The organism is Bradyrhizobium sp. WCU1, from assembly GCF_053474805.1.
Genome location: NZ_CM130280.1, coordinates 4069089 through 4083151, shown reverse-complemented (window position 1 = coordinate 4083151; position 14063 = coordinate 4069089). Strand labels below are relative to the sequence as shown.

Here is a 14063-nt window from a genome sequence, read left to right as displayed (position 1 = left end):
CTTGACGTCCCGGGTGTACCCCGCCCGGGGCGTCGATCTCCCAAAATCGAACGCCTTGCTGGAATGCCGATGCGCGACACCTTGACGAGCCTGCGTTACCGCTACTGGCCGGATCATCTCCTCGGCGAGATCCTGTCCAAGCGTTGGACCGAGACCGCAATTCCGGTGATCCTGCTCTTGATCGTCGGCTTCGCGCTGAGCCGCTCGATCGACCATTTCCTGTCGCCGTCGAGCCTTGCCGACACCGCGCGGCAGGCCGGCGAGATCGGCTTCATCGGGCTCGGCATGGCGCTCGTCGTCATCGTCGGCGGCATCGATCTGTCGGTCGGCTCGATCTTCGCGCTGACGGATTTCTGCGCGCTCTATCTGCTCGACGTGCTGAACTGGCCGGTGCCAGCGGTGGTGGTCGCCACTCTCGCCTGCGGCGCACTGCTCGGCGCCGTCAACGGCGTCCTGATCGGCTACTTGCGGCTCCGCGCCTTCATCACCACGCTGATCACCCTGATCATCTACCGTTCGGCTTTCGATCTCCTGATCCAGCGCTACTCCAATTCGATCGCCGCCGCCTTTCCCGACATCCCGTCCTGGAATTTCATCGGCGGCGGCGACGTGTTCGGCATTCCGAGCGTCGCGCTCGTCTACATCGCGATCGCGATCTTCGGCCACATCTTCATGACCCGGCTGCGCCCGGGCTGGCACATCACCGCGATCGGCGGCTCGCGCCGCTCGGCCTATAATTCCGGCATTCCGGTTCGCCGCACCATCGCGCTGTGCTATGTCGCAAGCGGCGTGCTGACCAGCATCGCCGCGCTGTTCTTCGCCGCACGCCTCGGCACCGTCGGCGGCGACATCGGCGTCGGCCTCGAGGTGATCGTGCTGACCGCGACCGTGCTCGGCGGCATCACGCTCGGCGGCGGCAAGGGCTCGGTCGCCAAGTCGCTGGTCGGCGTGCTGATCGTGCTGCTGATCACCAACGGCCTCACCACGCTCAATGCACGCGGCGGCATCAACCGCATGGCGCTCGCGGGCATCCTGCTGATCGCCGCGATGGTCGATATCCGCTGGCAGAAGAACCGCACCCGCATCATCAGCAAGGTCTATGTCGCGCCGACCTATCACGCGTTGCCGCCACCGCCTCCGACCGAGATCGGCCAGGGCGGTCCGTTCGAACAGAACGACAAGCTGCGCGACGTCGAACTGATCGGGCTCGGACGCATCGAAGCGCCGGAGGACGTGATCCTCGATCGCAACGACAACCTCTACGCCGGCTCGCGCCATGGCGACATCATGCGCTTCCTCGCGCCCGACTATCAGCGGATGGAGGTGTTCGCCCATATCGGCGGGCAGCCGCTCGGCATGGCGTTCGACCGGCAGGACAATCTCTATGTCTGCATCGGCGGCATGGGCCTCTACCTCATCAAACCCGACGGCACCGTCGAGAAGGCGACCGACGAGACCAACCGCAGCATGCATTCGGTCAATGACGACAGCCGCCTGCGACTGGCCGACGATCTCGACATCACCGATGACGGCCTGATCTTCTTCTCGGAAGCCACCGTCCGCTACGAGATGGACGAATGGCCGATCGACGGTCTCGAAGCGCGCGGCAACGGCCGCATCATCTGCTACGACACCAAGACCGGCGCCACGCATACGGCGCTGCGCGGCCTGAAATTTCCCAACGGCATCTGCGTCGCCAGCGACGGCCAGTCGATCCTGTTCGCCGAGACCTTCGGCTGCTCGATCAAGCGGCTGTGGTTCGCGGGGCCGAAGAAGGGCCAGGTCGAGGTGGTGATGGACAACCTGCCGGGCTATCCCGACAACATCAATCTCGCCTCCGACGGCAATTACTGGCTGGCGCTGGTCGGCATGCGCAGCCCCTCGCTCGACCTCGCCTGGAAGATGCCGGGCTTCCGCCGCCGCATGGCCAAGCGCGTGCCGGTCGACGAATGGCTGTTCCCGAACATCAACACCGGCTGCGTCGTCAAGTTCAACGAACAGGGCAAGATCCTCGAATCGTTCTGGGACCTGCGCGGCGAGAACCATCCGATGATCACCTCGATGCGCGAGCATCGCGGCTATCTCTATCTCGGCGGCATCATGAACAACCGGATCGGCCGCTACAAGCTTGATAACGCCGATCCGAACTTCGTGCAGTATGACAAGCGCTGGGGGAAGCTGTCGTGATCGCGGCCGTCAGGGAATTCGCCAACCGCTTTCTCGGCCGTGGCGAGGCCACCATCACCGTGCCGTCGTTCGACGGCGCGCTGAAGCCCAACCAGAAACTAGAGGCGGCAACCACACTGCTGGAATGCGAGGCGCCCGAGGACCTCGCAACCGATGGCCGCAACCTCTACGTCGCCGACGGCCGGCGCCTGCTGCGACTCGACGGCGGCACAGCTGTCGAGCTGCGCAGCTTCGAGCAGCCGATCTCGGCGCTCTGCGCACTCGCCGATGGCGGCCTCGCGGTCGCGCTCGGCGGCCGCGAGGTGCGCCTCTATGCCAATCCCTCGTCTGGCGAGCCGACCGTGACGTTCAGCGACGCCGCCTTCAATGCCGTCAATGCGCTGGCGCCGGCGGACGACGGCACGCTGATCGCGACCGACGGCTCGACAACGTGCGGCGTCGACGATTGGGCACGCGACCTGATGGAGCTCAACCGGAGCGGCCGCGTATTCCGGCTCGATCCCAGGACCAGAACGGTGAAGCCACTGGCTTCAAAGCTCGGCTACGCCTTCGGTGCCTGCGCGCGCGGCGACGGCGTTCTGGTCAGCGAGAGCTGGCGGCATCGTCTGGTCCTCATCGGAGACGGAAAAGCACCGCAGATCGTGCTCGGCCGCCTGCCGGTCTATCCGTCGCGACTATCGAAGGCCGCCGGCGGCGGCTATTGGCTCACCGCGTTCACCGCACGCACCCAGCTGATCGAATTCGTGCTGCGTGAGCCGGCCTATCGGCGCCGCATGATGGCCGAGATCGACCCGGCCTATTGGGTGGCGCCGCGGCTGCGCTCGGGCTTCTCGTTCAAGGAGCCGATGCAGGGTGCGCACATCAAGACGATGGGCGTCATCAAGCCGTGGGCGCCGCCGCGCTCCTACGGCCTCGTGATCCGGCTCGGCGAAGACGGCAAGCCGCTCTACTCGCTGCATAGCCGGGTCGACGGCATCAATCACGGCGTCGTCGCGGCGCTCGAGCTCGGCAGCGACCTGGTGCTGATCGCCAAAGGACCGGGCCGCGTCCTGAAACTGCCCCTCGCCGGGCTCGCCGAGGAGACAGGCTCATGAGCGACACCGTGCTGTCCCTGCGCAAGGCCACCAAGCTCTACGCCGGCGTGCCGGCCATCGAGGGTGTCGACTTCGACCTGCGCCGCGGCGAGATCCACGCGCTGGTCGGCGAGAACGGCGCCGGCAAGTCGACGTTGACCAAGGTGATGGCCGGCGTCGTGACATTGACCTCGGGCAGCATGACGGTCGACGGCTCCGACGTCGCGCCGCGCACGCCGCTCGAGGCACGCAACCTCGGCATCGCCATGGTGTTCCAGGAGAACAGCCTGGTGCCGACCATGACGGTGGCGCAGAATCTGTTTCTCGGACAGGAGAAGTTCTACAACCGGCTGCGCGGCATCTACATCGCCGCCCAGCAGTTCCTGCAATCGCTGAATTTCGACGTGACGCCGACCGCGACCGTCGGCGGGCTCGGCGCCGCCAAGAAGCAGATGGTGGAAATCGCGCGCGCGGTCCTGCACAAGGCCAAGGTCATCATCTTCGACGAGCCGACCGCATCGCTGACGCCGGAGGAGAAGAAGTACTTCTTCGACCTGGTCCGTGATCTGAAGAAGCGCGGCGTCTCGATCGTCTTCATCTCGCACGCGCTGGAAGAGGCGCTGCTGCTCGCGGACCGCATCACGGTGCTGCGCGACGGCAAGCACGTCGTCACCGACGACGCCGCGAAGTTCGACCGCGCCGCGATCGTGCAGGCAATGGTCGGCCGCGATCTCTCCAATACGCTATATGGGGCGCGGAAGGCGAGTGTCCGGCCGGCCGGCGCGCGCGTGCTCACGGTGCAGAATCTCAAGATGGCGCCGATGGTGAAGAACAATTCGCTGTCGGTGTTCGCCGGGCAGATCACCGGCGTATTCGGCCTGGTCGGCGCCGGCCGCACCGAGACCTTCAAGATCGTATCCGGCGTGTTGAAGCGCGACTTCTTCCACGGCGGCGAGATCCTGCTGCATGACAAGCCGGTGCGCTATCGGGTGCCGGCGCCGGCGGTGAAGGCCGGCATCGCCTATGTGACCGAGGACCGCAAGGTCGAGGGCTTCTTCGAGACCGCCTCGATCGCCCGCAACATCTATCTCGGCCTGCTCTCCAAGTTTCCCCGCGGCCGGATGCTGTTGTCGCGGCGCGAGACCAATAGCGTGGGCAAGAGCTGGATCCAGCGGCTCAAGGTGCGCGCGATCGGCGATGAGGCCAAGGTGGTCGAGCTGTCAGGCGGCAACCAGCAGAAGGTGGTGATCGCCAAATCGCTGGTGCAGGATCCGGAGCTGATCATCTTCGACGAGCCGACGCGTGGCGTCGACGTCGGCGCCATCGTCGAGATCCACGAGCTGATCAACCGGCTCGCCGACGAGGGCAAGGCGGTGGTGGTGATCTCGTCCTATCTGCCCGAGATCATGGCGCTGTCCGACCGCATCCTGGTCTCGCGCCAGGGCAAGGTGGTGGAGGAATTCTCCGCGCTCGAAGCCACCGAGGAGAAGATCATGTACGCGGCGATTCATTGATCGCCGCAACGGACATCCGTCATGGCCGACTGGCCACGCCATGGCGGAGCACGATCGCGCGGCCGAACATGATCATCGGGCGCTCCACCAGCCGGTACACCAGCCAGGACACCAGCAGGACGAGGCCGGAGCAGATCAGCATGGTGGCGATATCGCCGATCTGCCCGGTCAACGGCAGGACGCGGTAGACCGTGATGTTCACCGGCCAGTGGAACAGGTACATCGAATAGCTGATCAGCCCGATCCGCGACAGCAGCAGCGAACGCGGCCGGTCGAACCTGACGGCTGCCATGAAGATCACGAAAGCCAGCGCGTAGGCCGTGAGGACGGGTGTCAGTCCCTCCATGATGAAATTGTCGCCGCGCGCCAGCGAAAAGGCTGCAACCGACGGCACCGCGACGACCTGCGCAACAACCAGCGCCAGCGCGGCGATGCGCGCCCCCGGTGCCCGCTCGACCAGCCACAGGCGTAGCAGCAGACCCAGGAACAGGAATGAGAGGTGCATGCCGAGATATTGCACCGGCAGATTGGCGATGCCGTGGATGCGCAACTGAACCGGCAACGCCGTCGCGGCGACCAGCGCCAGGCTCAGCAGCGACAGCACCGCGACACGCCTCAGTGCGCCGGCCGAGAACAGCAGCGCAATGAGGATGTAGAACACCAGTTCGATGAACAGCGTCCAGTAGATCGGCGAGAGCCAGGGCTGGCCGAACAGCGTCGGCGCCATCGTCATGTTGGCGAGCACGGTGATCGCGCGCGGCGGCTCGCCGCCAAGCCACGCCATGGTCGCGAGCACCGCGAGCGCGAGCCACAGCGCGGGATAGAGCCGGAACACCCGCGAGACGGCGAATTGAAACAACGGCCGTTCGCCGCCGATGCTGAACGGCACGACGAAGCCGCTGATCAGGAAGAACAGCGCCACGCCGAACCGGCCGAGGCTGACATTCTGAACCAGCAGATCGCCGGCGACATTGAGCGGCCCGGCGGCAGGCGGGGTCTGCCGGAGCAGGTCGCCGAACATGTGCTCGACCATGACGCCGAGCGCCGCGATCGCTCGCAATCCGTCGATATTGGCATAGCGCTGCGTTGTCATGCCTGGCCTCACTCCGGTGCTTCTGACGGCGCGAGTCCGAGCGCGCCGCGGGTCGCCGCGTCGAAGCCCGGGCCGGCCTCGTTCTCGGCCAGTGCGAAGCCGCCCGTCGCCAGATAAGTCCAGCACGACCAGGTGAAGCCGTAAGTCTCGGCGAGCTCGCGCATGTCCCGCAACCAGCTCGCGCGCGCGGCCGCGCCCTGAGCGGTGTCTTGATAGGGCGTCTTGTGCACGCCGAACTCGCCGAGCAGGATCGCCTGCGCCGGCAGGTGCTGCGCCGTGCGCCAGGCCGCCACCTGCTGAAACGTGCGCTCGAGGTTCGATCGATTGAAGCGGGAGCTGACATAACCCGCGAGCGTCTGCCTGGCCTGCTGCGCCAGATCGAGCTCGGCGCCGGCGAGCCCGAGCGCCGTCACGCGCTGGTCGGTCGCCTGGTTCATCGCGTCGACAGATGCAGGCGCCGGATAGACGATCGCATCCAGCGCATAGGCGGGACTGCCGCGCACGCCCTGATGGGTGAACTGCCACGGCGAATAGTCGTGGTAGGTGTAGATCAGGCGTGGATCGCCGGCGAATGCGCTCATGTTGATCTGCGTGAGCCCTCCCGGAGCGTTCATCGAACCGCCGCCGAGGACGAGCGGTAGCGTCGCTGAGCCGCGGCGTGCGGCGGCGTAAGCGGTCTCCAGCATCGGCTGCCATGCTGCCGCCGATATCTCCGGCTCGTTCATCAGCTCGAGTGCAATCCGTGGCGGAATGGCATCGCCCTGCTCCGCCGCGACCTGGCCCAGACGGCCGGCCAGGCGGGTGAGCAAGGCCAGCACCGCCTGGAATTTCGGCGTGTTCACACCTGCCGTCAGCTCTGCCGGCTGATAGACCGGATTCATCGCGCTCGGATGCATATCCACGATCACGCCGAGATCGGCGGCGAGCAGATTGCGAACCGTCGTGACGACGAGATCGTCGAGTCGGTCCCGGCTCGCGCCATCAAAGGCCAGGAAAGGACCGACATCGACGACCAGACGCACGAAATCGAAACCCGCGGCACGGATCGCCCGGCGCTGGTCCGCACCGAACAGAAAGCGCGGCGCGGAAAACGGCGGATCGACATAGGAGCCGTCGGCTTGGACGTCCGCCCACCCGAACGCATGCGCGACGCCGATGCCGCGACGGAAGCTGGGAATCGGGCTGACGGGATCGGCCACCGCGCGCAACGCTGCGAAAGGGGCAAGCATCGCGACGCCGGCGATGCTGCGGAGAATGGAACGGCGGCTGGCCACGGCGCTTCTCCCGATCGCGTTCAACCGCTGCCCCTGCCCTGACGGCGCGCCGTCAGCGCACCGTCGAGCACGATCATGTCGTCCTGGCCCGCAAAGGGCGCGGCGAGACCTGCGAGCGAGATGTCGCGAAGCGCGGGCTCGATGGTTCGCGACGGTGCGAACCGGACGTCGCTCCACGCCTCGGCCTCGAAGATTGCGATGTAGTCGGCCGGGCGCAGCCGGTTCGGCTGTCCGGGAAAGCGGAATAACCGGTAGATCGCCTCCGGATAGCGATAGATGTTGTTGGGATCGTGCTCGCGAATCCAGCGCGAATGCGTCTGCAGATCGATGATGTGGATGGCCTCGCAGCCGGGTCGCGCCACCTGCGTCAGGCCGGCAACGGCAGCCGGAACGCTGTCATAATGCTCGAACGCCGCGCAGCTCACGATCAGGTCGAAGGTTCGGCCGCCGGCGAGGCGCGGGATGTCGAAGTCCCGGCCGACCGCATAGCCGAATTCGCGGGCACCGGACGCGGACGCGACGGCGCGTGCGCGTTCCCGGTCCGTCGCGGTGCCTTCGGCGAAGCGATCGAGCAGCAGGTCGTAGAAGATGGAATCCTCATCGCCGGCGAGGTTGAACACGTCGATCGCGTGATACGACCGCGCCCCCATCGCGAGAAACAGCACGCCATTGCCGCGCGATGCGCCGGGACTGAGCTCCAGCACGTCGCGCCCGCGCAGGTCGAACCCCGGCGGCATGAAGCGGCGGAGCGAGCCGAAGGTGTCGAGCAGATAGGCGATCTGGCCCTCGATATCGAATTTCGACACGGTGTTCGGCGTGGCATAGCCGCGCAGCTTGTCCTTGCTCCATGCCAGCCCGAGGAAACCGAGGCCGAGCACCGTCATTTCGAGTTGCCGAAGCGCCGGCGTCATTGTCGGCCTCCGAATCCGAGATGGTTCTTGAGCTCGGCAGCGCCGCGGTTCGCATGTCCGGGCTTCCAGGCCGCCAGCGCGCTCTCATAGACCTCGATGGTACGGTCGACGATCGGATCCCAACCGAAGCAATCCAGCGCCCGCGCGGCACGCTCGCCGCGTTCCGGTGCGCTGTCGGGTGCGGCCAGCTTGAGCCGGATCGCCGCCGCAAGCGCATCGAGGTTGCCTAACGGAAAGTAGCTGTCGGGCCCGAGATCGAGCGCGAGATTGGCGTCGATGTCGCTCGCGAGGCAAGGCACGCCGTGGCTCAGCGCCTCGAGCAGCACCATCGGCATGCCTTCATGGCTCGACGGCAGAACGAACAGCGCCGCGTTGCGGTAGAGCTGGGCCAGGCTCTCGCCGGACTGGAAGCCCGTCATCACCACGCCCGGCGTCGCCGCGGCCGCCTTCTCGACTGCGTGCAGATAGCTGCCGTTGTGATCGGCCGTACCGACGATGATCAGCTTCCTGTCGGGATCGCCCAACCGCGCGAACGCGCCGATCAGATCGAGCTGCCGCTTCTCCTCGACGATCCTGCCGACGCACAGGATGTAGCGGTTCGGGATCACCTCGATATGGTCGAGATAGGAGGTGCCGAGCCTCGGAACGCTGCGCTCCACACCGTTCGGAATGAAGGTCGCCGTAACCCCGAGCCGGGCGCGGACCTGGTCGACGATGCCCTTCGCGACGCCGATCCGCGCATGCGCAAACTTCATTCCCATCCACTCACCGGTGCGCAGCACCGACTTCGCCATCCATCCCCATTTCTGGCGCTCGTAATCGAAACCGTGATGCGTCACCACGACGCGAAGGCCGAGCAGGCGGGCGAGCGGCGTCAGAAGCGCCGGCCCGATCGCATGGATATGAACGAGATCCGGATTGCGTCGGGCGGCGGCGAACAGACCCAGGGTGGTGTGCAAAAGCGCTTCGACGTTCTTCGAGCGCGGTGCCCAGACCGGCGTCACCGTGACGTCTTTCCAGACGTAGGGCTCCGGCGACGGAAGGTACGGCTTGCGCCCGAGCACTTCGACCCGCCAGCCGCGCTGCGCGATCCGGACCGCGAGCGCGGCAACATGGGTTTCGACCCCGCCCTGAATCTCGGGGATGCCGCGCAGCCCGAGGAAGATCACCTTTCTCGGAGGACGGTCCGCTCCACCGGCTGGTATCAACGTGTACATCAGTGCACCACCGTCTCGTAGAGCGCCATCGTGCGGTCGCGATATTTCTCGGGAGAGAATTCCCGCAGCACCCAGTCGCGGCCCGCGGCACCAAGCCGGTTTCGCGCCGTCCGCGGCAGCTTCGCCATGCTCGCCAGGGCTTCGGCCAGCATGCCGACATTGCCCGGCGCCACCAGTACACCGGTCTTGTTGTGAACGATGAGCTCCGGAATGCCGCCGATCCGCGTCCCGATCACCGGGCGACCGAGCGCGTAAGCCTCAAGCACGCTGATCGGCGCGTTCTCGTACCATTCAGAGGCGAGCACCAGGGCGCGCGATTCTCCGATCAGCTGCTTCAGCTCCGGCTTGGCCATGTGGCCCGCGAAGACAATGTCGGCGTCGAGCTCGAATGCGAGCTGACGCAAGGCCGCCTCTTCGGGACCGGCGCCGACCAGGACCAGCCGCTGATGCGCGAGCGCCGCGGCGCGTATCAACGTGCCGAGCCCCTTCTCCGGCGCGAGCCGGCCCGCATAGACGAAGTAGTTGCCCTCGTTACACCAGGGCGTGAACTGCTCCGCGTCGACGAAATTCGGGATGTAGGCGATGCGGCTCGCGTCCCAACCCCATTCCACCAGCTTGTCGCGATAGAAGCGGCTCGGCGCGATCAGGCAGTCCAGCGTGTCGCGGTAGAGACCGAAGCTGCGGTGGACCAGGGTCTCGAGGAAGACGAGCCCGCTCACCACGGCGGAATCCTTGACGCAGCGCCGCAGCAGCAGGTTGTGGATCCGTCCGCCGCGGCAACGCTCGCAGACCTCGCCGTGGCTCAGCATCTTGTAGGCTGGACAGGCAAGCTTGAGATCGTGCGCCGTCATCACCACAGGCACGCCTTCGGCCTTGAGGACGTCGAAGATCGAGGGCGAGATGTGATGGTAGACGTTGTGGGCGTGCGCGACCGACGGCTGGACGCGGGCGATCAGGGCGCGGATCTTCCGGCGTGCCTCCAGCGAGAAGATGATCTTGGCCGCCTGCCTGGCCTTGGTGATCGGCCCGTTGATCCGGCCATACTCGATCTCGGAGACGAAGTAGTCGGACCACGGGCTCGGCAGATTGTCGGGATGCTCCATCGCGAAGGGCACGACATCCCAGCCGGCGGCCGCGAACAGATCGATCTGGTCGAGGAAGACGCTCTCGGCGCCGCCGCGCCGGTAGAAGTAGTTGTTGATGGCCAGCAACCGGCGCTCGCTCGTCATCGCTCGTCCTCCCGGAATCCCATGCGGTTGAGCGCGGCATCGACGGTCAACACGCAGCAGCCGCTCGCGACCGCATGCGCGACCAGCCGCTCGAAGGCAGCGGGCGTGCAGCCAAAGGGGGTCGGCGCCGGCGCGACGTCGTGCGTGAAGAAGATCAACCACCCCGGCTTTTCGACCACCGCGTCGATCCAGCGCGTCAATCCGGCGACATGCGTCTCGGGCTGGCGAATCTCGACGGCCCTGAGAAAGGTCGGGTCGGTCGGCCCGCGGTTGATCGCTTCGCCGCCTGCGCGGCAGGTCCGGTACGCATGAGCCAGCATCGGCCGCTTGCCGAAGCTGCCGGAGTTGTAGGGATAGGCGAAGTTGCGACGGCCAGGGCGCGGATCGACCGAATCGAGATAACGTGCATTGTCCGCGAGGTCCGCGGCGAGCGACGCGCGATCGACATGCCTGATATCCCGATGGCCAAAGGTGTGGCAGCCGATCTCGTGACCGCGCGCGGCAAGCTCCCTGCAGCCCGCGGCATCGATCAGGGTACGGCCCGGCTCGACGCGCCCCTCGAGACCGCCGGCGATGTAGAAGGTGCCGCGCACATCGCGCGCTTCCAGGATCGTGGCACCGGCGCGGAGTGCTGAATCCGGCACGTCGTCGAACGTGAAGGAGACGATCGGTTGCCGGGTCGGAATCGGAATCAACCGCCAGGGCGTCGCCCGGATCAGCCGGTTGGTCAGGCGGCCGGCGAGCCGATCGATCGTCCCCGGCAGACGGGACGCGGTTGCCGGTGAGCGCAACGCGACAGCGGGACTATGCATGCGCCGTCTCCCCGACATGCATCACGGTGTCCGCCTCGCGAATCTCGTGCGCGCTCGCCTGCAGGCGAAGGCCGAAGATCGAGACGATCAGCATGAACCAGACGAGACTGCCGGACTGGAAGTACAGGCTCTCGACGCAGGCAGAGAACACGCCGTAGAGCCAGATCCGGGTGAACAGACGCGTCAGCGCCGGATCATTGCCGCGCGCCTCCGCGCGCGACACGTCGCGCAGCGGCAGCCAGACGAGCAGGGCCAGCGTGAGAATCAGGCCGGGGATGCCGGTCGTGATCGCGGCATCGAGATAGGCGTTGTGGGCGTTGAAGGCGCCGACCGCCCAGCTCGCGCCGCCTCCCGCCTTGTAGACCATCTCGTCGGTCTGCCAGAACAATTGGAAGCCGTAGCCGGTCAGCGGCCTGTCCGCGACCGCGGACGCACCAACCCGCCAGATGTCGATGCGATTGGTGAAGGTCGGGTCGATCCCGAGGCCTGCGACCAGTTCCCGCATCGCCGGCGAGATCGAACAGCCGATCGTGATGACGTTGAAGGCCGCGATTCCCAGCACCACCATCGGCATCCGGATCGCCCGCCAGCGCTCGAACATCCAGGCGATCACCAGAATGCCGGGCAGCGCCGCGGTGGACGACTTGCCGCCGGTCTGGGTGAGGAACACGACCGCCAGCAGCGTGATCGCGCCGCCCATGACACGGCGCCCGGTGCCGTACAAATAGAGGCCGGCGAAGCTGATCAGCACCATCGCCGCCGCCGCGACGTTCTTGTGCGCGAAATGGCCGCGCCACAGCCCGGCGTTCATCGGCTCGCGGACCTCGCTCGCCTGATGGATCGCATGCACCGGCCACAACGCGACGCCGAGATAGGCGAACGCCAGCGTCCCGACGCAGCACATCGACAGCATGCCGGCGAACTGACGCTCCGAGCGCGGCAGCAGCAGGAAGATGCCGGCATTGACGATCGTCAGCGTCGCCAGCACGACCCGCTTCAACGCAAGGTCCGGATGTGCCGAAATGGCGGAGACGAAGGCGAACCACAGCAGCGTCGCGATCAGGACGCCGCGCGGGCGCACCGCAAGATGACGCACCGGTGAGCTGATGGCGGTCAGCCACAGACTGGCGGTCAGGCCGAGGAAAACGATCTGGTTGATGGTGTTCGACTTGTCAGCGGCGGGGTCGCCCGCATTGGCCGCCGAGAGGTCGATGAACGGCGTCAGCGTGATCAGGTAGAACAACAGCGTCGCCACGAACAGCGGCGGTCCCAGGACGCCGATCGCTCCACTCTCGCGCATCTCGCCTGACGGCATCATGTCGCCCTGCTCCTGGCGACGCGCAGCGCGTCGAGATAACCGAAGCCGGCGAGCGCGGCCGCGCAAAGCAGCAGGCCGAGCGCCGCGCCGGCGGCGGCGGCGATGATCGGACGAGGTGGCCAGGTCGGGCGAATCGGCTCGACGGCGGGCGAGATAACGCGCACGTCGGTGGCATCGATCTGTTGCCGCTCGGCGGCCTCGCCGGAGCGCGTCAGGAAGGTCTGGTAGAGTGCGGTCTTGGCGCTCGCCTCGCGTTCGAGTTCGCGCAGCTTGACCTGGGCCTGGTCATCGACCGACACATTGCCGCGCAGGGTACGGGTCTCCTCGGTCAGCGTATCGAGCGCCACCTTGGCTTGACCGACCTCAAAGCGGGCGGCGCTGCGCAGCCGCTCGGTCTCGGACTTGATCGCCTTGGTGAGGGCGTCGGATTCGGCCAACGCATTCAGCATGGCAGGATGACGCGGACCGAGGGTCTGGGTCAGGGTCGCGATTTGCCGGCGCAGGGCTGCTTCGTCGGCGAGCAAGCCGGACAAGGTCTGCGACTGCACGGCGCCTGCCTGCACGCCATAGAGCGACACGGCGCGCGAGACCTCGTTGTAGCGGGCCTCCGCCTCGGCGAGACGCGCCTTTGCATCGGTCAGCTTCCCGTTCATCCGCTCCATGGCATCGGTGCTCAGCGGCTGCTTGGACTGCCCCTGCTGAAGGCCATGGGCGCGACGGAAGGCTTCGGTGCGGTCTTCCGCCTCGGTCGCCGCGGCCTTGAGCTCGCCGAGCCGCGCCGTCAGCCCCTGGGCCACGCGTCCGGCCCGCTCGGCGTCGGCCCGAACGACCTCTTCGCGGAAGGTCGTGGCAATTGAATTCGCAAGCCGAGCCGACATCGCCGGCTCGCTCGCCCAGACCGACAGCGTCACGACGTAGGACCGCTCCTGTCGCACGACGTTGATGCGCTTGGCGAGCAGGCCCATCAGATCGTTGCGTTCGGCCGCGTCGGATGCGCGGCGATCGAACAGCCAGCCGAGATCGAACAGGCGCATCTTGTCGGCGAATTCCGGATCGTTCCTGAGGCCGAGCTTGTCGATCACGCGGCGCAGAACATTCCCGGAGGTGATCGTCCGCATCTTGCTCTCGACATCCAGGATCTGGCTGTCGCTCTGGATGTTCGTCGCGTAAAGATCGTTCGGGGTGACCATCAGGTTGGACGGTGAGATCGTGAGATCGGTGATCGCGGTGAAGCGGGGCGTCACGAGTTGCGTTGCACCGACGCCGACGATCGCGCCGGCGAGAATGGCAACCAGAATCCAGCGCCAGCCCTGCAGCAGCAGGCCGGCGACCTGCATCGGGCTGATCACGGCCGAAGCCGTTGCGCTCATCGCGCGGTAAGCGGCATCATCTCGCCGTGACCTGTTGCTGTCGGTTGCTGTGTACATGTCAGTCG

General features: G+C 66.5%; 11 protein-coding genes. 3 read left to right on the top strand and 8 right to left on the bottom strand.

Features of this window, described 5'->3' with window-relative positions:
- Positions 1–63: 63 nt before the first annotated feature.
- From ACTUWL_RS18935 to ACTUWL_RS18925, 3 genes are read left to right on the top strand one after another with little or no spacing between them, the layout of a single operon-like run.
- Positions 64–2187, top strand: a complete 2124-nt coding sequence (locus ACTUWL_RS18935) for an ABC transporter permease (RefSeq protein ID WP_035651764.1) — start codon at positions 64–66, stop codon at positions 2185–2187.
- A complete protein-coding gene (locus ACTUWL_RS18930; protein ID WP_021079543.1) occupies positions 2184–3281 on the top strand; it encodes an SMP-30/gluconolactonase/LRE family protein in 1098 nt (365 codons plus the stop codon). The genes ACTUWL_RS18935 and ACTUWL_RS18930 overlap by 4 nt, the downstream gene beginning before the upstream one ends.
- Positions 3278–4774 carry a sugar ABC transporter ATP-binding protein gene (locus tag ACTUWL_RS18925; RefSeq protein WP_021079544.1) on the top strand — a complete coding sequence of 499 codons (1497 nt, stop codon included), beginning with the start codon at positions 3278–3280 and terminating at the stop codon, positions 4772–4774. The genes ACTUWL_RS18930 and ACTUWL_RS18925 overlap by 4 nt, the downstream gene beginning before the upstream one ends.
- 19 nt (positions 4775–4793) lie before the next feature.
- Here ACTUWL_RS18925 and ACTUWL_RS18920 read toward each other — a convergent pair whose 3' ends face one another.
- The 8 genes from ACTUWL_RS18920 to ACTUWL_RS18885 are packed head-to-tail and all read right to left on the bottom strand — an operon-like array spanning position 4794 to position 14055.
- Positions 4794–5867: an acyltransferase family protein gene (locus ACTUWL_RS18920; RefSeq protein WP_021079545.1), complete on the bottom strand. Its 1074-nt coding sequence runs from the start codon at positions 5865–5867 to the stop codon at positions 4794–4796.
- An 8-nt stretch (positions 5868–5875) separates the two neighbouring features.
- Entirely contained in the window at positions 5876–7141 is a 1266-nt protein-coding gene (locus tag ACTUWL_RS18915) for a glycoside hydrolase family 5 protein (protein ID WP_021079546.1), read from the bottom strand.
- A gap of 20 nt (positions 7142–7161) precedes the next feature.
- On the bottom strand, positions 7162–8052 hold the full coding sequence (locus ACTUWL_RS18910; protein WP_021079547.1) for a hypothetical protein: 891 nt from the start codon (positions 8050–8052) through the stop codon (positions 7162–7164).
- Positions 8049–9221, bottom strand: coding sequence for a glycosyltransferase family 4 protein (locus ACTUWL_RS18905; RefSeq protein WP_291733525.1), 1173 nt, complete (start codon positions 9219–9221; stop codon positions 8049–8051). The genes ACTUWL_RS18910 and ACTUWL_RS18905 overlap by 4 nt, the downstream gene beginning before the upstream one ends.
- Before the next feature lie 47 nt (positions 9222–9268).
- Positions 9269–10498, bottom strand: coding sequence for a glycosyltransferase family 4 protein (locus ACTUWL_RS18900; RefSeq protein WP_021079549.1), 1230 nt, complete (start codon positions 10496–10498; stop codon positions 9269–9271).
- Complete coding sequence (locus ACTUWL_RS18895; RefSeq protein WP_021079550.1) at positions 10495–11310, bottom strand: polysaccharide deacetylase family protein; 816 nt, start codon at positions 11308–11310, stop codon at positions 10495–10497. Before ACTUWL_RS18895 ends, ACTUWL_RS18900 begins: the two co-directional genes overlap by 4 nt.
- Positions 11303–12628, bottom strand: a complete 1326-nt coding sequence (locus ACTUWL_RS18890) for an O-antigen ligase family protein (protein WP_021079551.1) — start codon at positions 12626–12628, stop codon at positions 11303–11305. The genes ACTUWL_RS18895 and ACTUWL_RS18890 overlap by 8 nt, the downstream gene beginning before the upstream one ends.
- The gene (locus ACTUWL_RS18885; RefSeq protein WP_106939989.1) at positions 12625–14055 is read right to left on the bottom strand and encodes a GumC family protein; all 1431 of its coding nucleotides are present in this window, start codon (positions 14053–14055) and stop codon (positions 12625–12627) included. Before ACTUWL_RS18885 ends, ACTUWL_RS18890 begins: the two co-directional genes overlap by 4 nt.
- Positions 14056–14063: the final 8 nt, after the last annotated feature.